24 protein-coding genes are annotated in these 22,064 nt (G+C 36.7%); 23 read left to right on the forward strand and 1 reads right to left on the reverse strand.

The window, feature by feature from the left end; genetic code table 11:
• Positions 1-26 precede the first annotated feature (26 nt).
• From H0486_RS08610 to rsfS, 19 genes are all read left to right on the forward strand, one after another.
• Entirely contained in the window at positions 27-662 is a 636-nt protein-coding gene (locus H0486_RS08610; protein ID WP_228352610.1) for a hypothetical protein, read from the forward strand.
• A gap of 163 nt (positions 663-825) precedes the next feature.
• Positions 826-2,766: a TIGR03960 family B12-binding radical SAM protein gene (locus tag H0486_RS08615; RefSeq protein WP_228352611.1), complete on the forward strand. Its 1,941-nt coding sequence runs from the start codon at positions 826-828 to the stop codon at positions 2,764-2,766.
• A complete protein-coding gene (locus H0486_RS08620) occupies positions 2,750-3,580 on the forward strand; it encodes a TIGR03936 family radical SAM-associated protein (RefSeq protein ID WP_228352612.1) in 831 nt (276 codons plus the stop codon). Before H0486_RS08615 ends, H0486_RS08620 begins: the two co-directional genes overlap by 17 nt.
• An 87-nt stretch (positions 3,581-3,667) precedes the next feature.
• The gene (locus tag H0486_RS08625) at positions 3,668-4,903 is read left to right on the forward strand and encodes a ribonuclease E/G (RefSeq protein WP_228352613.1); all 1,236 of its coding nucleotides are present in this window, start codon (positions 3,668-3,670) and stop codon (positions 4,901-4,903) included.
• Positions 4,904-4,930: 27 nt separating this feature from the next.
• Positions 4,931-5,401, forward strand: coding sequence for a Cys-tRNA(Pro) deacylase (gene ybaK, locus H0486_RS08630; protein WP_228352614.1), 471 nt, complete (start codon positions 4,931-4,933; stop codon positions 5,399-5,401).
• A gap of 240 nt (positions 5,402-5,641) precedes the next feature.
• Positions 5,642-6,295: a TetR/AcrR family transcriptional regulator gene (locus H0486_RS08635; protein WP_228352615.1), complete on the forward strand. Its 654-nt coding sequence runs from the start codon at positions 5,642-5,644 to the stop codon at positions 6,293-6,295.
• Between the two features lie 60 nt (positions 6,296-6,355).
• The gene (locus tag H0486_RS08640; RefSeq protein ID WP_228352616.1) at positions 6,356-8,722 is read left to right on the forward strand and encodes an ABC transporter permease; all 2,367 of its coding nucleotides are present in this window, start codon (positions 6,356-6,358) and stop codon (positions 8,720-8,722) included.
• Positions 8,723-8,756: 34 nt separating this feature from the next.
• A complete protein-coding gene (locus H0486_RS08645) occupies positions 8,757-9,509 on the forward strand; it encodes an ABC transporter ATP-binding protein (RefSeq protein ID WP_228352617.1) in 753 nt (250 codons plus the stop codon).
• Positions 9,510-10,031: 522 nt separating this feature from the next.
• Positions 10,032-12,095 carry a methyl-accepting chemotaxis protein gene (locus H0486_RS08650; protein ID WP_228352618.1) on the forward strand — a complete coding sequence of 688 codons (2,064 nt, stop codon included), beginning with the start codon at positions 10,032-10,034 and terminating at the stop codon, positions 12,093-12,095.
• Between the two features lie 275 nt (positions 12,096-12,370).
• Positions 12,371-13,894, forward strand: coding sequence for a S41 family peptidase (locus H0486_RS08655; protein WP_228352619.1), 1,524 nt, complete (start codon positions 12,371-12,373; stop codon positions 13,892-13,894).
• A 39-nt stretch (positions 13,895-13,933) separates the two neighbouring features.
• On the forward strand, positions 13,934-14,230 hold the full coding sequence (locus tag H0486_RS08660) for an LPXTG cell wall anchor domain-containing protein (protein ID WP_228352620.1): 297 nt from the start codon (positions 13,934-13,936) through the stop codon (positions 14,228-14,230).
• Positions 14,231-14,382: 152 nt separating this feature from the next.
• On the forward strand, positions 14,383-14,691 hold the full coding sequence (rplU, locus tag H0486_RS08665; RefSeq protein ID WP_228352621.1) for a 50S ribosomal protein L21: 309 nt from the start codon (positions 14,383-14,385) through the stop codon (positions 14,689-14,691).
• An 11-nt stretch (positions 14,692-14,702) separates the two neighbouring features.
• Positions 14,703-15,035 (forward strand): ribosomal-processing cysteine protease Prp, encoded by a 333-nt coding sequence (locus H0486_RS08670; protein ID WP_228352622.1) that lies wholly within the window; start codon positions 14,703-14,705, stop codon positions 15,033-15,035.
• 43 nt (positions 15,036-15,078) lie between these two features.
• Positions 15,079-15,366: a 50S ribosomal protein L27 gene (rpmA, locus tag H0486_RS08675; RefSeq protein ID WP_197661196.1), complete on the forward strand. Its 288-nt coding sequence runs from the start codon at positions 15,079-15,081 to the stop codon at positions 15,364-15,366.
• 183 nt (positions 15,367-15,549) lie between these two features.
• Positions 15,550-16,833: a GTPase ObgE gene (gene obgE, locus H0486_RS08680; RefSeq protein WP_228352623.1), complete on the forward strand. Its 1,284-nt coding sequence runs from the start codon at positions 15,550-15,552 to the stop codon at positions 16,831-16,833.
• A gap of 30 nt (positions 16,834-16,863) precedes the next feature.
• Positions 16,864-17,172 (forward strand): ribosome assembly RNA-binding protein YhbY, encoded by a 309-nt coding sequence (gene yhbY, locus H0486_RS08685; protein WP_228352624.1) that lies wholly within the window; start codon positions 16,864-16,866, stop codon positions 17,170-17,172.
• A 39-nt stretch (positions 17,173-17,211) separates the two neighbouring features.
• Entirely contained in the window at positions 17,212-17,835 is a 624-nt protein-coding gene (gene nadD, locus H0486_RS08690) for a nicotinate-nucleotide adenylyltransferase (RefSeq protein ID WP_228352625.1), read from the forward strand.
• Positions 17,835-18,419 (forward strand): bis(5'-nucleosyl)-tetraphosphatase (symmetrical) YqeK, encoded by a 585-nt coding sequence (gene yqeK / locus H0486_RS08695; RefSeq protein ID WP_228352626.1) that lies wholly within the window; start codon positions 17,835-17,837, stop codon positions 18,417-18,419. Before nadD ends, yqeK begins: the two co-directional genes overlap by 1 nt.
• Positions 18,420-18,486: 67 nt before the next feature.
• Positions 18,487-18,846 carry a ribosome silencing factor gene (rsfS, locus tag H0486_RS08700; RefSeq protein ID WP_228352627.1) on the forward strand — a complete coding sequence of 120 codons (360 nt, stop codon included), beginning with the start codon at positions 18,487-18,489 and terminating at the stop codon, positions 18,844-18,846.
• A 138-nt stretch (positions 18,847-18,984) separates the two neighbouring features.
• On the opposite strand, the gene lexA is transcribed toward rsfS, so the two are convergent.
• Positions 18,985-19,602 (reverse strand): transcriptional repressor LexA, encoded by a 618-nt coding sequence (gene lexA / locus H0486_RS08705; protein ID WP_228352628.1) that lies wholly within the window; start codon positions 19,600-19,602, stop codon positions 18,985-18,987.
• Positions 19,603-20,085: 483 nt separating this feature from the next.
• On the opposite strand from lexA, the gene yneA reads away from it, so the two are divergent.
• The 4 genes from yneA to H0486_RS08725 all read left to right on the forward strand — a co-directional run bounded on the left by yneA (position 20,086) and on the right by H0486_RS08725 (position 22,040).
• Positions 20,086-20,475, forward strand: a complete 390-nt coding sequence (gene yneA, locus H0486_RS08710; protein WP_228352629.1) for a cell division suppressor protein YneA — start codon at positions 20,086-20,088, stop codon at positions 20,473-20,475.
• Between the two features lie 249 nt (positions 20,476-20,724).
• A complete protein-coding gene (locus tag H0486_RS08715) occupies positions 20,725-21,441 on the forward strand; it encodes an HAD-IA family hydrolase (RefSeq protein WP_228352630.1) in 717 nt (238 codons plus the stop codon).
• Positions 21,442-21,585: 144 nt separating this feature from the next.
• Complete coding sequence (locus tag H0486_RS08720) at positions 21,586-21,813, forward strand: hypothetical protein (protein ID WP_228352631.1); 228 nt, start codon at positions 21,586-21,588, stop codon at positions 21,811-21,813.
• 29 nt (positions 21,814-21,842) lie between these two features.
• Positions 21,843-22,040 (forward strand): hypothetical protein, encoded by a 198-nt coding sequence (locus H0486_RS08725; RefSeq protein ID WP_228352632.1) that lies wholly within the window; start codon positions 21,843-21,845, stop codon positions 22,038-22,040.
• Positions 22,041-22,064 lie beyond the last annotated feature (24 nt).

Genomic DNA, 22,064 nt, shown 5'->3' on the forward strand with positions numbered 1-22,064 from the left:
CTTTGCCTGGCATAAGGAGGTACTCGATGGATTCTAAGATTGAAGATACTATGGTACGTCAAATAGAAAAAAATCTATCGAATAATATGAATGAGAATTTATTCTTAAGTGGTTATGATAATACAGTAAGAAACAATGGATATCGTGATTACCAGGCAGATAAACTACAGAGCTATGATGTAGCTATTCAGGAGAATCTGAATCCGGTAGTTTCCTTTGATCATTTATCCACAGGGTTATCACGCGCTGAATATATAAGACAGGCAAGAGAGGCGTGTTTGCGTCAGCTGAGTGCGGTTCAGATATATAGTAAACCCTATGATGTGAACTATGTAAATTATGACAGCCAGGAAACCGATCCGGATACGAGCAGTGTTTCAGATAGTAATAAAATAACATCCAGAAATACCGATAAGGAAACACCCATTGTCCTGGTTGAGAATAATAATGAGAAATTGGAAAACAGCCCTCAGGAAATTGCTTCCTATCGGTCATTAATCATCCGTATGGTATGCGCAGTGGTGATCTTCCTATTTATATTTTTAATAGATAAATTTGATTTTAAGGTGGGAGTATTAAACCATAACATCATTCAAGAGTATGTTACTGGTAAAAATGTAATAGAGGAACTGGAGAATATATTAGTATCCTGGTTTCAGTAGTATACCGAAAGTACACCTGCTGTTGAACTGAGTCATCCATCAGAAGGTAGACAGAACAGTAATCCAGTATATAGACAAATGTCTTCGACTTCTTTTTGTTCGTTGTAATTTTGTTACACTTCAGTTATAATAACGGGTAGAAATGAAGGAAAGGACTTAAGGAATGAGAAAATTAGCACTTTCGGATGAAATATTATTAATGGTGGAAAAGCCTGCTAGATATATTGGCGGAGAGGTTAACATGCAGGTGAAAAACCCGAAAGAAGTAGATATTCGATTTTGTATGTGTTTCCCTGATGTATATGAGATTGGAATGTCTCATTTGGGTATACAGATTTTATACGATATATTGAACCGTAGAACGGATACTTATTGTGAAAGAGTCTATTCTCCATGGGTGGATTTAGACAAAATAATGAGGGAGAAGAAGATTCCTTTGTTTGCGCTGGAAAGCCAGGATCCAATAAAAGATTTTGATTTTCTTGGAATTACTCTTCAGTATGAGATGTGTTATACCAATATCCTGCAGATTTTGGAATTGTCACAAATCCCGATTTATGCCAAGGATCGTGGCGAAGATGATCCTATTGTCATTGGTGGCGGACCCTGTAGCTATAATCCGGAACCTATAGCAGATTTCTTTGATTTCTTCTATATAGGGGAAGGGGAAACAGTATACGATGAAATACTTGATGCTTATAAGGAGTGCAAACGCGCAGGACAATCCAGAAAAGAATATTTGGAGCGGGTAGCGAAGATTGAAGGAATGTATGTGCCCGCTTTTTATGATGTAAATTATAAGGAAGATTATACTATCGAGAGCTATACGACGAATAATTCCGCTGCACCTGAAAAAGTAAAGAAACAAGTGGAAATGCACCTTAGCGAAGCATATTATCCCACAAAACCAGTGGTTCCCTTTATTAAAGCGACACAGGACCGTGTGGTACTTGAGATACAGAGAGGCTGTATCCGCGGCTGCAGATTCTGTCAGGCTGGTATGATTTACCGCCCTACCAGAGAACGGGATTTGGAGTACCTAAAACGGTGTGCTTATGAAATGCTTCAATCCACTGGACATGAAGAAATATCTCTGAGTTCATTAAGCTCCAGTGATTACTCCCAGCTACAGGAGCTTGTCTATTTCCTGATTGATGAATTTGGTTCAAAGGGAGTGAATATATCCCTTCCTTCCTTGCGAATTGATGCATTTGCTCTGGATGTTATGAGTAAGGTGCAGGATGTTAGAAAGAGTAGCCTGACTTTTGCTCCGGAGGCAGGAACCCAACGATTGCGTAATGTTATAAATAAAGGGCTTACGGAAGAAGCCATTTTGGATGGTGCAATGAAGGCATTCCAGAGTGGGTGGAATAAGGTGAAGCTCTACTTTATGCTGGGATTGCCTACGGAAACGGAAGAAGATATTGAAGGAATAGCGGTTCTATCAGATCGGATTGCGAGAGAATATTATACCATTCCGAAGGATCAAAGAAATGGAAAGGTAAGTATCACCTCCAGCTCCTCCTTCTTTGTTCCTAAGCCTTTTACTCCGTTCCAATGGTCTAAAATGGATACAGCAGAAGAATTTATCCGTAAAGCCAGGTATTTACGGGATAAGATGAATGAACAGCTTAATCGTAAGAGCATTAAATACAACTGGCATGAGGCGAAGCAGACTATTCTGGAAGGGGTTATGGCCAGAGGGGACAGGCGTGTCAGCAAGGTGATCTATAGTGCTTATAAGGCAGGATGTCTATTTGATTCCTGGAGCGAGTTTTTTGATTATGATAAATGGCTGAAAGCCTTTTCGGATAATCAGATTGAGATCGATTTTTATAATACCAGAGAACGTGGTGAAGACGAGGTGTTCCCTTGGGATATCATCGATGCGGGAGTATCCAAACAGTTCCTGTTACGTGAATATAAGCGTGCTATTGAGGAAAAGGTAACTCCGAATTGCAGACAGGCTTGTGCTAATTGTGGTGTTAAAAAGTACGGTGGTGGTGTTTGCTATGATAATCAGGAACAAGGCTTGGACATTAATATGCATTCCGATGCTTCGGATATAAGGAACGAGGAGGTGTCCGATGAAGGTACGAATTAAATTTCAAAAATATGGTGCGATGAAGTTCATCGGACATTTAGACGTAATGAGATATTTTCAGAAAGCCTTTCGAAGAGCGAACATTGATAATGAACTATCAAAGGGCTTCAATCCCCATCAGATCATGTCCTTTGCAGCGCCTCTTGGGGTGGGCTTAACCAGTGACGGTGAATATCTGGACGCCCAGTTGCTTTCCAGCGATGATCCGGATACCATGATTAATCGGATGAATGCTGTAATGACCGAAGGTTTTCGTGTCATAGGCTTTCGGCATTTACTGGATCCGGAAGAGAACAAGAAAGTAATTACGGCAATGTCCCTGGTGGCATCTGCTGATTATCTTGTTTCCTTGAAGGATGGTTATGAAATTGGAAATGGGTTTCGAATCAAAGAATTCCAAAATGCATGGCTAAGGTTTTTATCTGAAAAGGAGATTATTGTTGATAAAAAAACGAAGACCAGTGAAAAAGCCGTTGATATTCGACCAATGATTACTCTGACAGCATTTCGTGAAGAGGAATATAAGGACAAGCTTAAGGAAGTAATCCGACAGGAGAGCATTACCGTACCTGCGTCCGTAGCCGTGGTGAAAGAGGTAAAAAGTGTTGCAGATGTATATGAGAACGGAATAAAGGTATACTTACAGCTTGATACCGGAAGTGCATCCAATTTAAAGCCCGAGCTAGTGATGGAAGCGTTCTACGATTATATTGGTTTGCCATATGAAAAATTCGCATGGCAGGTACATCGGATAGAAACTTATACAAGAGATGAAAACGGTAAGCAGATTTCTCTTGACCAGTTAGAGCGATAATGATACAGATATCTGTTGAAATGAAAGAAGATTATAATAGATTGTGGCTTACTGTATATAGATTAGGATTGCGATGGAGGACCAGATATGGAAAATAAGCTGGTTATTACGAGACAGGACAATACCATAATTTCTGCGTTCTTTGAGGGAAAGGATATGGTACAGGTATCCCTTAATGCATCGGAGGAAGAAGGAATACTTGGGAATATTTATCTCGGCAAGGTGAAAAATATAGTGAAAAATATAAATGCAGCCTTTGTGGAGATTGCAGAAGGAAGAATGTGCTATTATTCCCTTGATGAGAACCGGTATCCCATCCTTGCGAATCAGACTCAGGAGAAGGAAGTGGAAGGAAGGCTTACAGAAACGAAGGTTAAGGTTGGAGATGAGCTTTTGGTACAGGTTGTCAAGGAAGAGGTAAAAACCAAAGCTCCGGTAGTAAGTTCCAATTTGAATTTTACCGGAAAATATGTGGCATTAACCTATGGGAAACGAATCATTGGTGTTTCTTCTAAAATATCGGAGGAAAAGGAGCGTATTCGTCTTAAGAATATCGCGAAGCAATTTGAAAGCAGCGAATATGGCTTTATTATTAGGACCAATGCGGCTTATATGCCGGAAGAGAAGATAATCAATGAAATAAATAAGTTAATTCAGGACTATGAAGACATACGAAAGTACGGAGTTCATAAAAGCCGGTTCTCCTTGTTGTATCAAACACCTCCGAACTATATCTGTGATATTCGAGACGGTTATGCAGATCATGTCGATGAATTTATCACGGATGATAAGGAGCTATATGACCATATTCGTAATTACCTAGAAAGGTATCAAGCAGAGGATAAAGAGAAGCTTCGATTTTATGATGATCAGACTCTTAGCCTTGGTAATCTATATGGTATTAATGAACGATTGAATCATGCGATTCGCCCAATGGTTTGGCTGAAATCGGGGGGAAGCCTCGTCATTCAGCCCACGGAAGCCTTGACGGTGATTGATGTTAATACGGGCAAAGCAATTGCTGGAAAAAAGAAGGTACAGGAAACCTTCCTTAAGGTAAACCGTGAAGCCGCGAAAGAAATTGCGAAGCAAATTCGCTTACGCAATCTTTCCGGTATTATAATCATTGATTTTATTGATATGGAACTTACCAAAGACAAAGAGCTTCTGATGGAGGAGTTCGAAGAATATCTCAAAAAAGATCCGATAAAGACGACCTTAGTGGATATGACTGCATTGGGTTTAGTGGAGGTTACGAGAAAAAAAGTTCGTAAACCACTCCATGAGCAGGTACAGGAGCTCATAAAAACAACCGAGGCGTAAAGAAGTTCGAAAGGAAGTATTGATCAAATGATAAAAACGAATGTGATGAGATTACTTGATCAGGCAAATATCCCTTATAAAGCAATGGAATATGAAGTGGATGAGAACAATCTTGCCGGGGAGCATGTGGCTGAATTAATTGGAATGCCTGCAGAACAGGTTTTTAAAACACTCGTTGCGAAGGGAGAAAAGAAAGGAATTGTGGTTTTCTGTATTCCTGTTAATCTCGAGATAAATCTGAAAAAAGCTGCTGCTATCATAGGTGATAAAAAAATTGAGATGTTGCATGTTAAGGACTTGCTTGGAATCACCGGATATATTCGTGGCGGATGTTCCCCCATTGGAATGAAGAAGAAATTTCCGACCTATATCGATGAAACAGCAATCCTATATGACGAAATCACAGTCAGTGCCGGAGTAAGAGGATGTCAACTATGTATTCCGAGAGATAAGCTTGTAGATTTTATTGATGCAACCTTATGTGATATTGCTCAATAATTCACGATATCTCTCCGAATTTCCTATTCGAGTTACTGTGTTAAGGTTCTAATTCGATGACTTTTAACACCGTAACCATACAGGAATTTCGGAGAGATTTTCTGCTTTTAGGGTATAAAATTTAACAGATCAAACAGTAAAAATATAGATTGACAAATTAAGATGAATGCTTTAATATAATTATAGACCGACCGTCGGTCTATAATTATATTAAAGTACTCTTAGGAGGTAATAAATAAGATGAGAGTTATTAAGGAATACGATGAACGAAGAAGCGAGATTATTGATACAGCGGAGCAGTTATTTGAAACCAAGGGCTATGATAAGTGTACGGTGAATGACATATTGAAAAAGGTAGGTATAGCAAAAGGGACATTTTATTATTATTTCAAATCGAAGGAAGAAGTAATGGATGCAATCGTTGCAAAGTATACGGACATAATTACCAGCAGAGCGGAAGCGGTTCTTCAGAAGAAGGATATGTCACCTGAAGAAAAGCTGATGGATCTCTTTATGGCAATGCGAATTGAAGAAAAGGCGAACAGTGTTGAGTTGGATAGTCTGCATAAACCAGAAAACGCTTTGTTCCATCAAAAGGTACTCTCTCAGACAGTGACTGCTATGGCTCCCATATTGGAGAAGCTGATTAAAGAGGGAAATGAAAAAAAAGTATGGCATAGCAAATATCCTTTGCAGTATATGCAGATTTTTTTAGCGGCCTCCTTAACTTTGTTGGATGAAGGAATCTTTGTTATGGATGAAGATTCCAAGCATAGTATTATGGAAGCATTATTTTCAATGCTGGAAAAAATGCTGGAGCTTCCGGAGGGATACTGTATGCAGCTATTACTGAAAAAGAGCGCTGAATCAGAAAATATGGACGGGATGAAGTAACAGAATGAAGAGAAGGCAAAGTAATAATAGGTGAAATAGTCAACATGAAGGGGAGAGCATATGAAATGGTTCATGATTAAAAATGATTTGAAAAGGAATAAGACGATTCATGCTGCTTTACTATTATTTATTGTTTTTTCTGCAGCTTTAGCGACTCTTTCTGTAATAATGGCGGTACAGACCATAGCATCCATAAATGAATTATATGGAACAGCCCAGCCGCCGCATTTTCTTCAAATGCATAAAGGTGAAATGAATCAGGATGAAATTGATGCATTTATGAAAGAACAGGAAGAGGTAACAGACTGGCAGACAGTGGCAATGATTAATGTATATGGAGAAGAGTTAACAGTAGTAAATAACGAAAAATACCTTAATCTATCCGACTGTCGCTTAGACATAGGAATGGTCAAGCAAAACACTTCAAAGGATTTGCTGTTAAATGCAGAGCATGAAAAGGTAATCCTTCAAGAAGGTGAAATTGGTATGCCTGTATTATTAAAGGAAATGTACGATATGGACATAGGAGATCACATTATTCTTAATTCCAATGAGGTAAAAAAGGAGTTTGTTATTAAAGAATTCATATTGGATTCTCAAATGAATTCCTCCATGTGTTCTTCTACAAGAATATTATTAAGTGATAGCGATTATGAAGCACTGAAAGACAGGGTCGGAGAGAAGGAGTATTTGATTGAAGTATATTTAACGAATACAGATCTGGCTAATACCTTTCAAACAGCTTATGAAAATGCCAAATTGCCACAGAATGGTCAGGCTGTCACTTACACAATGATCTTTCTTATGAGTGCATTTACGGATATTACTACCGTATTTGTACTGATCCTGGTAAGTATACTTTTGGTGTTTGTTGCGCTTATTTGCATTAAATTTACCATATTGGCTGCATTGGAAGAGGAAATGAAAGAAATTGGTACCATGAAGGCGATTGGAATACCATTTGCGGACATCAGAGCACTTTATCTTGGAAAATACCGTGTATTAGCTTTTACAGGAGTATTCATAGGTTATCTGATTGTATTGCTGACGAATAAGCTTTTTACACAGCATATTCACACTACCTTTGGCTCTATTCGAATATCTCCTTTAGCATTGGTAGCATCTGCGGTTGCCGCTTACTTGGTATTTCTATTGATCACCTTTTATTGCAAAAGGATTTTGAAGAAAATCAAAGGGGTAACTGTTGTAGATACTTTAGTCACTGGAAAAGGCTTTGAAAGGAAACAAGGGAAAACGAAGGATGGAATGTACAAATCCAAGATACTGCCTGTGAATTGGCTGTTGGGGATCCGAGAGGTCTTCTTCCACTTTAAAAACTGGATCATAATATTTACCGTGTCATCCATTGCTGTGTTTATGATTATGATATCAATTAATCTGGTAGGTACCTTTCAATCACCTGAATTCATTACTTACATGGGATGCTCACCAGAAGATATCCTGATAGAAATTGATAATGGAGTACATCTGGAAACTGGATATCAGAAAGTGAAGCAGGTATTAGATGAAAGTAATGTAATTCAACAGTATTATGAAAGTAGAAGAGTACGTGTCCATACGACTAATTCTGAGAAGAAACCTATGAATTTGCATATTGACTGTGGGGAACATGAAGGCAACGGATTACAGTATCTTCATGGGAGAACACCACAGGCACCGGATGAAATAGCGATATCCTACCTGAATGCCAGGGAAATTGATAAAAAAGTCGGAGATACCATAATGCTATTCTATGCTTCCAAGGAGAAGGAATTTATAATCTCCGGTATCTATCAGGATGTAACCAGTGGTGGTTATACTGCAAAGTCAAAATATAATTTCCCGGAACTTAACGCTGAAAAATATGCATTTTCAGTTGATTTAAATGATGCTACAAATGTAGAACAGCAATCAAAGGAATGGTCAAAAATCATTGGGACAGGAGTATCCATAGATCCGATGGAGGAGTTCAGTCAACAGACATTGGGAGGCGTAGTACAACAGCTCATGAAGGTAGTGATAACCATTGTGATAATCGCTTCCTTATTAACAATACTAATTACCGTATTATTTTTAAAACTGCGTCTGGCAAAGGAACAATCAGAGATTGCGATATTAAAAGCCATAGGATTTTCGGAAACGGATATCAGAATTCAATACATGATCAAAACAGGATATGTTTCCTTATTAGGTCTCGTAACGGGTATTGTTCTGGGTAATGTTTTAGGTGAAAGGATCGTAAATACTGCATTGCAGCTTACTGGATTTGGAATTACGAAGATCGATTTTATTATTAATCCTTTCGTACAATATTTTGCATATCCCATATTATTGCTGGGCTTAATACTACTGGTTGTCTGGACTGTAATGAGTTCTGTCAAGAAAATTAGAATTAATGCGATTGTTAATAATAGTAAAATGCCATAACTTATGATTGGAAAATGGAGATTAAGGAGGATTCATGAAAACAACATTAGAGGTTCAGAATTTGTGTAAAAGCTATGAAGACAGTAATGTATTAAACGATATCAATTTAAAGGTTAACGAGGGCGAATTTCTGGCTATCATGGGACAGTCCGGCTCCGGGAAATCCACTCTGTTATATAGTATCAGTGGCATGGACCGTCCCACATCCGGCAAAGTGATGCTATATGGTAAAGATATTTCTGAAGTGGATGATGATAAAATGAGCTCCATCCGGTTAAATAAAATGGGATTTGTATTTCAACATTCCTATCTTCTTAAGAACTTATCGATTCGTGACAACATTGTATTACCGGGTTTTAAAGCAAGGACCAAGTCAAGAGAGGAAATAAATCGGAATGCGGATCGATTATTAGCAAAAACTGGAATTGAAGGTGTAGCAAATCATGATATTAAGAAAGTGTCCGGTGGGCAATTACAACGTGCAGCGATTTGTCGTGCGCTGATAAATCAACCGGATATCCTATTCTGCGATGAACCGACTGGTGCACTCAACAGCAGCACATCAAAAGAAGTTATGGATATCATCAATACGGTTAATTCAGAAGGAACGACAGTTATTATGGTAACCCATAGCGCGAAAGTTGCATCAAGAGCAGATCGAGTTATATTTCTAATGGATGGAAAGATACATGATGAATTGATCTTAGGTAAATATAATGGTGAAGAACGCAGGACATCTGAACGCGTACAGAAGTTATCGGAGTGGTTAGAGAAACAGGGCTTTTAGCCGGATATGAGGGAATCATAATGCCAGATATGTTCAATGTAAACCATTACAAATATCCTTCGAATTAAGACCATCTGCATAATTATGTAAAATGTATATAATTTACAGAATATTAAACACAATAGTTTGTATTAGTGAATACTACCAAACTATTGTGTTTTATTTATTATTACATTGACAGAAATAACATAAAATTGTATAATAAATTTAGAAAATATATCGAAAAATACGTAAAAAAATAGTAATAGATAGAAAATGGTAAAAATTATCAATAATTTATGTGAAAATTTTTACCAATTAGTAATTAGGTATATTTTATGGATTTATCAATATTCGTTTTTATTCGTTTCACAGGATTAAACGGTATATATCTTATTTCGTTCTTTCGGATTATATAAATAAATTGAGGGTAGGTGGTTTTATTTTTCGTGATATCCTTTGATTTTAACAGCTTTCACTGTTATAAATTTAGAATTTAGATTTAAATGGATCGACAAAAATAAGATATCGGAGGTGGCTGATATGTTTAAGATGATAAAAAACATGAAGCTAAGAACAAGCATCACCATTGCAATTACCATAATAGTAATATCATGTATCGGGGTACTGTTTTATATTTCCAATAATAATATGACAAAGGCTATGCGGAATACGGCAATAGATAATATGATTACATCCATGCAAGCAAAGGCTCAGATCATTGAATCCTATATTGAAAGCTCTGAATCCACGCTTTTATCATACAGTAAAAATGGCGTTTTCATAGACTATCTGAAAGATGTTAATAATGCTGAATTACAAAATAAAAGTCAGACCTACACAGAGAAATATTATGCGGATCTCGTTGGATGGGAAGGAATCTATCTTTCTGAATGGAACACTCATGTAATTGCACATTCGAATAAGGCGGTTGTAGGAATAATTACCCGAGAAGGTGATCCGCTAAAAGCATTACAAGATACCTTACTTAAGACAAAAGGAGTTTATAATACTGGAATTATTGTATCTCCGGCATCAAAGCAGTTGGTTTTATCCATGTATAGTCCGATTTATGATAGTGATGGGAAGACTCCTCTTGGTTTAGTAGGAGGTGCTACCATAGCAACCAATCTGAAAGAGGTACTGGATAGTCTGACAATCAATGGATTAGAGAATGTAAAATATACGTTTATCAATGTTAATACAGGCACTTATATCTTTGATGAGAATGAAGAATTGATGACGACTCAGATCGAGGATCCGATGCTATTATCAATTATTGATAAGGTTACTGAGAAGCCGGATGTGAATATTGATACAATTGCATATACAGGAACGGATGGCGAAAAATATATTGCGGTATATAAATATATGCCCGAGAGAGGATGGGCGCTTGTTTTAAGTGATAGCGAGTCAGAAATCTATGCCCAGGCCAATGCCAATAGAAATCTTCTGGGAATTGCTTGTCTGATATCCATTATTCTTATCTCATTCATTTCATTTATTGTAGTGAGAATAAGTACGAAACCGTTAGGTGTTGTAGAGCATGAAATCAATAAATTAAAGGATTTGAACTTAGTATCAAGCAATAGCTTAATGAAATATGTAAAGTATAAAAACGAAGTTGGACAGATTGCAAGTGCGATAGATACACTTACAAAAACATTTCGAGGTGTAGCAGATACATTACATACATGCTCAGCAAGTTTAAATGATAGTTCCTATTCCATAAGCAATTCCTCAGAGATGCTATTGGAGTGTGTTGAAGACAATGCAGCAACTACTGAGGAGCTATCTGCAAGTATCATCAGCACCAACTCTGCAATCGAAGCGGTAAGTCAGGAAATCGTACATATCTCGGAAATGGTTAATAAGATTGAAGAGAAAGTAAATGATAGTACGAATAAGAGTAAGGAGCTGCTTAAAACTTCTACCAGTATGCGGAATATTGCGGAAGAGACACTTACCACAAGTGTTGACAGAATTAATAAGACAAAGAATGAGATTGAGACAGCAATCGATAAACTTCATTCGTTAATGAGAATTAATGAAATGGCCAATCAAATTCTCCAGATTACAAAACAGACGAATCTCTTATCTTTAAATGCATCGATTGAGGCAGCAAGAGCTGGAGAAGCAGGGAAAGGATTTGCTGTAGTAGCTGGTGAAATTGGTAATCTGGCGAACAGTTCCTCGCATACAGCCGCAGAAATTCAACACCTTGTTGAAGAATCAAATCTTAGTATTGAGATGGTAAGAGATTGCTTCAATGATATCATTCAGTTTATGGAAGAAGACATTGCTGGTAAGTTCGAGAATTTTGTAGATATGGCAAATGGATATGGTACTTCAGTGGAGACAATTCAATCCGCAATTCATGAAATTGATGATAAAACGGATGAATTCGTACAGTCAGTATCCAACATCAAGGCCCAGATAGGGAATGTAAGCGCTGCTTCCAATGATAATGAAGCCGGTGTGGAAGAGATTATTAATAAAAATGAACGCACTACCACAACCGCCGATGACATCAACAGGATCGCTCAGGTAAACAGAGATAATGCAGCGGCTATTAAAGAGATTGCTGATCGATTTAAAAAGGAATAAATCAGTATAGTGTGAAGGGGAGTTTCATCATACATTAGCAGGGACAATTCAATAGTCCCTGCTATTTGCATGTAACATCTCCTTCTTTTCATATATAATCATATGGGATTTGATAATTAGGTTAATGTAAAAGATGGAAAAGTATAGCATTTATTGGCTGGTGATGATATAATAAGGATCGAAATTTCATTGAGTATATCTTCTGAGAAGATAAGATACTAGTAGAATTACAACGAAAAATGATATTATATAATACGTGTTGAGGTAATGGATTGATGGATTGTAAAGTAAAACAGAAGAAAAGAACTTTAAAAAAGAGAATAATCTTTTTTATACTTATATTATTCATGGTAGTTCTATTATTTGCTGCATATATAGCCAAAACCCATATTGGGATTTCATTGAAGCATCCATATGATAAGCATTTGAAGAACTACTCTACGGATTTATCACAGGAGGAAATGTATCGTCAGGACTTGGAATTCATCTACCAGGAAATAAAGAATAATTATGTTAACTTAGAATACAAGGAAAAGGTTCTGGATATCAATTGGGATCAACAATATGAGTATTATAAATCGCAAATTGATCAGAATACCAGTAGGAAGGATTTTTATCGAATCTGTAATGAATTTATATCGGACTTAAAGGATGGTCATACATGGTTTAGTGAATATAACATGACCCCGGAGGAACGAGTTTGGACACCTTACTCTGATGGAATTGTTTCTGCCTTTGACATACGAATGATAGATGGAACCCCGATTATTGTTGCAAACAAATTAAATCCGGAGCTGAATGGATATGAGGTGGTATCCATCAATCATATCTCATTAATGGATATTTTAGAGACTATGATAGGATGTGTTTATCGAAGAGGAAATGATGAAAGTGCAAAAGCTTTTTTATTAAGAAGCAATGATTTTTATGAATATTTTGAACTCTATAGTGAGAATTATCCGGAACAGTTTCTCATAGAGTTAAAGGATTCTGATGGAGTGTCTAAAACAATTACGCTGGATTCTAATGTAACTTTTCAAAACGAAGCTTATAGCAATAACAATATTAATTTTGGCTTGCAGACCAATGAGCTGCCCGTTTCCTATATAGAAGATAATATCGGTTATATCAGAATAGATACCTTTGATAACAGACCAAAGAGCATTTTAGATACCTTCAACGAAGCTATTGAGAATTTTAAAAAAACCGGAGTAGATGGCGTCGTACTGGATCTGCGTAATAACGGGGGCGGTAATGAGTCCTTTCGAGATATTCTGGGTTATCTAACTAAAAAGACAATCAATATTGAGAGATTTCATTATAGAAGATCAGAGCGCTATAAGGATATTTTCTATTTGAGATTTATATGGGATTTGATATCCAGCTCTCCATTGAGTGCGGAAGTAGACGAGGGATATTCCAAATGGCGGTCATGGAGAATAAAACCAGCGAAAGAGCAGTATTTAACTTCGGTTCCTGTTGTGGTAATATGTAATGAAAGTATTTTCAGCAGTACGAATAGCTTTGTTCTGGCATGCCTTGAAAATAATCTGGCAACCGTTGTAGGTAATACAGTACCCCTGTCCGGATTTGGATTATCTACCCAAGTATTGTTACCGAGTGGTAACTATGTTATCAGTTATTGCTTTTTTGAGAGTCAGACCCATGATGGGAAGCCTTTGGAGAATATTGAAATGAAACCGGATATCACGATTTCTCAGACCTACGAGGACTTTCGAATAGGAATTGATACACAATTAGAGGCTGCTTTTCAAGTCATTAGAGAAAAGAGAGAATAACCCTTTTAAAAATAAGGTATATAAGAAGGAGAAGTAAGTATGAAACTTAGATATGTAAGATTAATTGCTATTGTTATTACAGTAATAAGTATATTGGCAACGATCGGTATGGTGGTTCTTAATAGAATGGTACCATTGTTTTTATCTCATATGTTAAAAATGGATGTAAGGGAAGCAAGTGCGATTGGTATTATTGGAGGGGCTGACGGACCTACATCAATTTATATTACAGGCTATAATTCTTCCATTCTCACAGTGATCTTTGCATTCATTGCATTGATAGGAATATGTTTTCTTTTCTTTACAAGAAAAAAAAGAAATAAAAGTGGTTTATAAAATAACTCGTTGACAAAATAAAGTAATTATGCTAATATAACTTAGTGTGCCGCACAGCGAGGTATAAGTTCTGACGTAATATTTTATTATAAGAATAAAATATGTAATTTCAGACACCATAGTTGGCGAGTAATGATAATAGGAGGTGCCATATGTACGCAATTATTGCAACTGGTGGAAAACAGTACAAGGTAGCGGAAGGCGATATCATTAAAGTTGAGAAGCTCGGTGCAGAAGCAGGAGCAACTGTTACTTTTGATCAGGTACTTGCAGTAAACAACGGCGAATTAGTAGTAGGTAATCCTACTGTAGCTAACGCAAAGGTTTCTGCAACAGTTGTTGAAGAAGGCAAGAACAAGAAAGTGATTGTCTACAGATACAAGAGAAAGACCGGATATCACAAGAAGAACGGTCACAGACAGCCATATACCAAGGTTAAGATCGAAAAGATTAACGCATAGGTATAGGTGATATGATTAACGTATCCATTTATAAAAATGCAGAAAACTTGATTACTGGTTTTACATTGGATGGACATGCGAACTATTCGGAAGCGGGTAGTGATATTGTGTGTGCAGCGGTTTCAGCACTGGTAATCAATACAATAAATTCTATTGAAAATTTTACCTCAGATCGGTTTGAATTAAAACAGGATGAGAAAAAAGGATTTTTAGAATTTCATGTGATTTCCGGTATCAGTAATAACACGAATTTGCTTCTTAGCTCTATGGCTCTTGGACTATATGGAGTGGTAGAGGAATACAAGGGCAAATACATTAAGATTACCGAGATTCAATCACAGTAACCAGACGATAGATTTGTAATTAGAATTGTAGGAGGTGTAGACCATGTTAAGAATGAACCTTCAATTTTTCGCTCATAAAAAAGGTGTTGGTTCTACCAAGAATGGTAGAGATTCCGAATCCAAGAGATTGGGTGCTAAGAGAGCAGATGGTCAATTTGTTCTTGCAGGAAATATTCTTTACAGACAGCGTGGAACGAAGATCCATCCCGGAGTAAACGTTGGACGCGGTGGAGATGATACATTATTTGCATTAGTAGATGGTGTAGTTAAATTCGAACGTAAGGGTAGAGATAAGAAACAGGCAAGTGTATACCCTGTAGAAGCAAAATAATTAAACCATTCGGTAATAACCCCAAATTCTCGAGTGATCCTGGATTTGGGGTTCTTTTTAACTATTTGAAATTTGGTTGTATTTGGCATGTTTTCAAGATATAATAAGCATATCCTATTTTGGAAATAATAAATGTAAAATGATACCTTCTATGAAATAGAGAAACTTGGAGCAGGTGATAAAATGTTTGCTGATAGAGCAGAAATTCATATTAGATCGGGAAAGGGTGGCGATGGCCATGTTAGTTTCCGAAAAGAAATATTCGTACCGGCAGGTGGACCTGACGGAGGTGACGGCGGTAAAGGCGGTGACCTTATATTTGAGGTGGATGAAGGTTTAAATACCCTGACGGATTTTCGATATATTAGAAAATATAGCGCCAAGGATGGCGAGAATGGCGGTAAAAAACGCTGCCATGGCAAGGACGGGGAGGACTTAGTAATTAAAGTTCCACCGGGAACGGTAATTAAGGAAAAGCAAACGGGTAAAGTTGTTGCAGATATGTCCCATGGCAATAAACGTGAAGTGATTCTTCGCGGTGGAAGAGGCGGTAAGGGGAATCAGCATTATGCAACGCCTACGATGCAGGTTCCAAAGTATGCACAACCTGGACAAAAAGCACAGGAAATGGATGTTATATTAGAATTGAAGGTTATCGCTGATGTCGGACTTGTTGGTTTCCCAAACGTAGGTAAATCAACCTTTCTTTCCCGCGTTACCAATGCAAGGCCTAAGATCGGTAATTATCATTTTACTACCCTGTCTCCGAATTTAGGTGTTGTTGATCTGGAGGGAGGCGGCTTTGTAATCGCTGATATTCCAGGACTTATTGAAGGTGCATCTGAAGGACTGGGTCTCGGACATGAATTTTTACGTCATATCGAACGCACTAAAGTGATCATTCATCTTGTAGATGCAGCTTCTACTGAAGGCAGGGATCCTTTGGAGGATATTAATAAGATTAATTCTGAGCTTATCGCCTATAATCCGGAATTAGCACAACGTCCTCAAGTAATTGCAGCGAACAAATTGGATGTATTAACAGAAGAGGAAGAAGTGGCGATTATTAAGAAGCTAAAAGAGGCTTTTGAACCTCAGGGAATACCGGTATTTGCTATATCTGCAGTTAGCGGAAAGGGTATCAAGGAATTACTATATCATGTGAAAGACATGTTGAGTCATTTGGATACCACTCCCATTGTATTTGAGAAAGAATTCTTTCCAGAGGATTTGGCACAGTCAACTCTTCCCTTCGAGGTATGGAAAGAAGAAGAGCATTTATATGTTGTGGAAGGACCTCGTATTGAAAGAATGCTTGGTTACACGAATTTAGATTCAGAAAAGGGATTTGAATTCTTCCAGAAATTCTTAAAGGAGAATGAGATACTGAAGCAACTGGAAGAATTAGGCATTCAGGAAGGTGATACCGTAAGAATGTACGGATTAGCCTTTGACTATTATAAGTGATTTAGGCAATTATATGAAAGGAGCATACGGATGACAACAAAGCAGAGAGCTTATCTTAAAAGTCTTGCGATGACTATGGATCCCATTTATCAAATTGGGAAATCCTCATTAACACCGGAAATAACGGAGGGTGTGTCGGATGCATTAGAGGCTAGAGAGCTGATTAAAATAAATGTACTGAAAAACTGCATGGATGATACCAACGAGCTTGCGAGAACCCTGGCAGAGCGTACTCATTCTGAAGTGGTACAGGTTATTGGGAAAAAGATTGTGTTATATCGGGAATCAAAGGATAAGAAGAAAATTATTCTTCCTGAAGAGAAAAAAACAAAGGCATAAACGAAATATAACAGACATTTGGATAGGGATGGTCGTAATATGAAAAAAATTGGTATCATGGGTGGAACCTTTAATCCGATACATTTAGGTCATTTAATTCTGGCTGAACAGGCATATGAACAGGTTGGGCTGGACCAGGTTATGTTTATGCCATCAAAAAACCCACCACATAAGCCCAAGCCCGAAGAAATCAGTGAACAGCAGAGAGTGGATATGATTTCACTTGCTATTAAGGGTAATCCACATTTTACCATATCTACAATGGAGCTTGATCGGGAAGGTATGACCTATACTGCTGATACCTTGATGCTTCTTACGAAGGAGCAGCAGGATACAAAGTATTTTTTTATCATAGGAGCGGATTCTCTTTTTTATATTCATAAGTGGAAGGAGCCCCAGGTTATCTTTCAGCTTTGTACCATTGTTGCTTCTGGAAGAGATCATGTTGAACGAGAAAAAATGCAGCAGCATGCTTCCTGGCTTAAGGAAGAATATAATGCTGACATTATTCTGATTAATATGCCTACCATAGAAGTATCTTCTGCTAGTATCAGAGAAAAAGTAGCACTAAAGCAATCAATTCGATATTATCTTCCAGATCCGGTACATGATTATATTATCGCAAATCATCTTTACCTTAATAGACCGGAGGAAGACACATAATGGAAGTAGAACGAGTCAAAGAAGATTTAAGAAAAAGACTTAAGGAAGCAAGGTATCTTCACAGTACTGGTGTGGAAGAGGTTGCTGTTGATCTTGCTTATATTCATGGATGTGATCCTGAGAAAGCTGATATGGCAGGACTTCTTCATGACTGTGCAAGAAATATTTCCGAGCAAGAAATGATACATGAATGCATAAAATATCATATACCTATTTCCGAAACAGAAGAGCAATGTCCCATATTACTTCATGGGAAGCTCGGAGCAGAATATGCCAAGTTCCGATACAAAGTAACTGACTGTGATGTTCTGAATGCGATCATCTATCATACAACAGGGCGTCCAAATATGTCATTACTTGAGAAAATCGTATTTACAGCAGACTTTATAGAGCCCTTCCGAAAACCTATTCCGGGAATAGATGAGATACGATGGCAGGCGTATACGAATTTGGATCATTGTGTACTTATGATATTGGAAAGTACATTGAAATATCTGCAGGCCAAAAAGTCTCAGATTGATTATTTGACAGTTGAAACATATAACTATTATAAAGCAATCCTTCCTGAAACGAATAAGATATAAATAATTAGCAGATATATTTTAGTCTGAGTATCTGCATATAAAGGCTAGGAAGAAAGGAATGAATTAAATGGATAATTCGAAAGAAATGGTAAAGCTGGCTTATGAAGCATTGGATGAAAAAAAGGGAGAAGACATTCAGGTTATTGAGATAAAGGATATCTCCATCATCGCAGATTATTTTATCATTGCAAATGGTACCAATGCATCTCAGGTTGATGCTCTCGTAGATAATGTAACAGATAAACTGGGTAGAAACGGATATGAACCGAAGAGAATTGAAGGCATAAGATCAGCTAGTTGGATATTATTAGACTATGGTGATGTTGTTGTTCATATATTCTCAAAAGAGGATCGACTTTTTTATAACCTGGAACGTATCTGGAGAGACGGTAAGACTGTAAGCAAAGAACAGCTGATGGGAGAATAGTCCCCGTTATATGTTACAGAAAATATAATGATAAAATGGTATATTAGATAAGCATTATATCAAATAAAATAACAGGTTAATACAATATAAAAGACGGTATTCATTCTCTTTGGTATAAGAGAGGTTACCGTCTTTTATCTACATAAACATTCTAAATAATCCGATTACTTTTCCCTGAATATTCAAATCAGATACGATAATGGGTTCCATAGTATCATTCTCCGGCTGTAAGCGGTAGTAACCATTCTCTTTGTAAAATGTCTTAACGGTCACTTCATCGCCAAGCAATGCCACTACATAATCACCGTTCTTAGCATGGGACTGCTTTTGAACTAAGATCTTATCCCCGTTGAATATACCGGCATTAATCATACTATCACCCTTAACTCTTAACATAAAGGTTTCTTCGTTCGGCATATATTCAGAAGGAATGGGAAAATAGCTCTCAATATTTTCGACTGCCAGAATTGGTTGGCCTGCTGTGATCGTACCTACTAATGGAACATTCACCAGCTCACGTCTGGTCAGATTAAATTCATCATCAATAATTTCAATAGCGCGTGGTTTTGAGGGATCACGTCGGATATATCCATTCTTCTCCAGGGTCTCTAAATGGGAGTGAACAGAAGAGGTTGATTTAAGTTTAACCGCTTCACATATTTCACGAACAGCAGGTGGATAACCTTTATTAATAATTTGAGATTTCAAATATTCTAATATTTCTTTTTGCTTATTGCTAATTCTTCCATACCCCATTATGTATCAGCCTCCATTTCCTTTTGAAATATTATATCATAGCTTTCGTAGAAATGCAAAACTTATGTTCTGAAAAACGAAAAAATGTTTGCAAAACAAATGTTTGTATAATAACAGCATTTTATTATATTACCAGAAGTTTTGAAAAGGTATATTGATAAAACAAACCATATGTTCGAAAAAATGTATTGACAAACAAATGTTTGGTATATATAATATGAATATAAAACAAATGTTCGTATCATATGTTCGCTAAAAATTTTTAATATTCTTTTCTTCATAAGACATCGGATGACTTTAACCCATAATATAATAAAAAGGTAATCAATGCTATTCCATTATTATGTAATAAGTAATTAGGTAACATGATACATGCATGAAAGGATATATTGATGGATCCCGCATGATTTGATTGATTGTCAGAGTAGATGGAATAGTTACATATATTACACAGTAAGATAATATCTTAGGAGGTATATTAAGATGGATAAAACAGTGAACATGAAAGGTGAAAAGATATATAGCAAGCGTGCATTTCATCATTATTGTAAAGGAAGTTCTTATATGGTAAATAGAAGACGGTTATGGTCTATCGGATTAGCAGTTTTAATTGTAGTATTGTTCTTTTCCGTATTGTTTATAACTAAGACAGTTACCGCTCAGCGTAATACATCACGTATCAAGAAAGTTGCCAGTATTGAGATTAAGGAAGGCGATACCTTATGGAGCATCGCATCCGATTATGTTACAGATGAATACAAGGATTTACACGATTATATCGATGAGATAAAGAATAGTAATGGTATGGCTACCGATGAAATTCATGCCGGTAATTTTATTATAGTTCCATACTATGTTGATGCTGCCAGATGATCTCCTATAATATTCTACATGTATAAAGACCCCTATTTGATATATGGGGGTCTTTATGCATATACAGATAATAATTCGAATATTAAGAAGTGTAAATCATGAAGCAAATACATTCACATTTTATATTATGCGAATACTAACAGATATTTCGATCGACTTTATGTTATAATAAAAATGTAGTAAACATGCTATAAGTGATATATAAGCATGTGATCGGAGAAAATGGTGAAAGAAATGGAGAGATTGACGATGATAAACTCTATATTATTAGATTTTGGTAATGTATTAGCATATCCAAGCTCTGGTAACTGGTTTGTTCCGCCCAATATTCATTCTATACTAAGTATGGATGTCTGCGATTTACTGGTTAAGGAGATGAAAAATATAACTTCTGCATTTCAAGAGGCCTATAAGCTTATTAACGAAAATCATCTTATGCATACGGAACAAGAGGAAATAGAGCAGTTCACCGATTTTTATCGTATCATTCTTCAGAATATTGATTTCGGTTCAAAGGAAAATATAGATATCAACTGGGTTTCAAGACAATTAGCAAAGGATTTGGTATGTAATGATAACCGTGTAGTGATCTATGACGATGTACTTACGTCAATTAAGAATTTGAAAGAAACTTATCGTGTTGCATTATTAACAGATAATTGGCCATCTGTGAGAAGAGTGTTAGACAACAGTTTCATTACTCCACTACTGGATGGACTGATTATTTCCTGCGATTATGGAATGTGTAAGGATAAAGTGGAATTCTTTCATATCGCTGCAACAGAGCTTAGGATGGAACCGGCAAATACAGTATTTGTAGATGATTCAGAAGGTAACTTAGATAACTCAAAGCTTGCAGGATTTTATCCGATTATGATGGACCGTAATAACAAGCTACAAAGCAAATATCCCGTTATTCATAGCTTAGTTGAAGTTCAAAATATGATAAATCGTATCACCATATAAATAGAATGCAATTAATATGTCATGTCATACGAATTTATAATTAAATTTTTCTTGAATTTAGATAATGAAATGGTTTATATTGGAATTAGCAACTTAAAACAGATCAAGATATTATACAATTTAAAGAATATATAGAGGATTATTATGACAGATAAGCTTATGGTTCTAATCTATTTGGCATCAGAATTTAGTTACCCGCTTCTAGATATAACAAGGCTTGTAATCGGATTGATACTTCTTATTTTTATGGGAATATTGTTTCGCAAATTTGCTGACTGGATAGGGAGAGAGTTGCGATTTGCAGAGCATTTTATAGCTTTAATACAATGGATAAAGAGAAAATGCAGGAAGTTGATATCGAGTAAGGAGTAATGCATTATTGCTAAAATGGAGACAGGTAGATGATTCAGATAGAAAACATACAAGATTATCATGGGAAGACACTAAAGCGGAGCAATGACTATCTTTATATTCCTCCGGATAATTTATTGCGTCCTTACATTTCCTGCTATACGATAACGCGACCAGCTTCAATGTCGGACGAGTACACAATTATGCCTTCTGCAAGTTCAACGATTGTAATAGCAGTAGACAATTAGCAAATATCCAGTAGGCTGAGGGGA

The sequence above is a fragment of the Variimorphobacter saccharofermentans genome (assembly GCF_014174405.1).
Taxonomy (GTDB): domain Bacteria; phylum Bacillota; class Clostridia; order Lachnospirales; family Lachnospiraceae; genus Mobilitalea; species Mobilitalea saccharofermentans.

What these genes read in the sequence shown, in the direction of transcription:
- H0486_RS08610 (WP_228352610.1), top strand. Translation starts at nt 27, where the DNA reads ATGGATTCTAAGATTGAAGATACTATGGTACGTCAAATAGAAAAAAAT.
- H0486_RS08615 (WP_228352611.1), top strand. Translation starts at nt 826, where the DNA reads ATGAGAAAATTAGCACTTTCGGATGAAATATTATTAATGGTGGAAAAG.
- H0486_RS08620 (WP_228352612.1), top strand. Translation starts at nt 2,750, where the DNA reads ATGAAGGTACGAATTAAATTTCAAAAATATGGTGCGATGAAGTTCATC.
- H0486_RS08625 (WP_228352613.1), top strand. Translation starts at nt 3,668, where the DNA reads ATGGAAAATAAGCTGGTTATTACGAGACAGGACAATACCATAATTTCT.
- ybaK (WP_228352614.1), top strand. Translation starts at nt 4,931, where the DNA reads ATGATAAAAACGAATGTGATGAGATTACTTGATCAGGCAAATATCCCT.
- H0486_RS08635 (WP_228352615.1), top strand. Translation starts at nt 5,642, where the DNA reads ATGAGAGTTATTAAGGAATACGATGAACGAAGAAGCGAGATTATTGAT.
- H0486_RS08640 (WP_228352616.1), top strand. Translation starts at nt 6,356, where the DNA reads ATGAAATGGTTCATGATTAAAAATGATTTGAAAAGGAATAAGACGATT.
- H0486_RS08645 (WP_228352617.1), top strand. Translation starts at nt 8,757, where the DNA reads ATGAAAACAACATTAGAGGTTCAGAATTTGTGTAAAAGCTATGAAGAC.
- H0486_RS08650 (WP_228352618.1), top strand. Translation starts at nt 10,032, where the DNA reads ATGTTTAAGATGATAAAAAACATGAAGCTAAGAACAAGCATCACCATT.
- H0486_RS08655 (WP_228352619.1), top strand. Translation starts at nt 12,371, where the DNA reads ATGGATTGTAAAGTAAAACAGAAGAAAAGAACTTTAAAAAAGAGAATA.
- H0486_RS08660 (WP_228352620.1), top strand. Translation starts at nt 13,934, where the DNA reads ATGAAACTTAGATATGTAAGATTAATTGCTATTGTTATTACAGTAATA.
- rplU (WP_228352621.1), top strand. Translation starts at nt 14,383, where the DNA reads ATGTACGCAATTATTGCAACTGGTGGAAAACAGTACAAGGTAGCGGAA.
- H0486_RS08670 (WP_228352622.1), top strand. Translation starts at nt 14,703, where the DNA reads ATGATTAACGTATCCATTTATAAAAATGCAGAAAACTTGATTACTGGT.
- rpmA (WP_197661196.1), top strand. Translation starts at nt 15,079, where the DNA reads ATGTTAAGAATGAACCTTCAATTTTTCGCTCATAAAAAAGGTGTTGGT.
- obgE (WP_228352623.1), top strand. Translation starts at nt 15,550, where the DNA reads ATGTTTGCTGATAGAGCAGAAATTCATATTAGATCGGGAAAGGGTGGC.
- yhbY (WP_228352624.1), top strand. Translation starts at nt 16,864, where the DNA reads ATGACAACAAAGCAGAGAGCTTATCTTAAAAGTCTTGCGATGACTATG.
- nadD (WP_228352625.1), top strand. Translation starts at nt 17,212, where the DNA reads ATGAAAAAAATTGGTATCATGGGTGGAACCTTTAATCCGATACATTTA.
- yqeK (WP_228352626.1), top strand. Translation starts at nt 17,835, where the DNA reads ATGGAAGTAGAACGAGTCAAAGAAGATTTAAGAAAAAGACTTAAGGAA.
- rsfS (WP_228352627.1), top strand. Translation starts at nt 18,487, where the DNA reads ATGGATAATTCGAAAGAAATGGTAAAGCTGGCTTATGAAGCATTGGAT.
- lexA (WP_228352628.1), bottom strand. Translation starts at nt 19,602, where the DNA reads ATGGGGTATGGAAGAATTAGCAATAAGCAAAAAGAAATATTAGAATAT.
- yneA (WP_228352629.1), top strand. Translation starts at nt 20,086, where the DNA reads ATGGATAAAACAGTGAACATGAAAGGTGAAAAGATATATAGCAAGCGT.
- H0486_RS08715 (WP_228352630.1), top strand. Translation starts at nt 20,725, where the DNA reads ATGATAAACTCTATATTATTAGATTTTGGTAATGTATTAGCATATCCA.
- H0486_RS08720 (WP_228352631.1), top strand. Translation starts at nt 21,586, where the DNA reads ATGACAGATAAGCTTATGGTTCTAATCTATTTGGCATCAGAATTTAGT.
- H0486_RS08725 (WP_228352632.1), top strand. Translation starts at nt 21,843, where the DNA reads ATGATTCAGATAGAAAACATACAAGATTATCATGGGAAGACACTAAAG.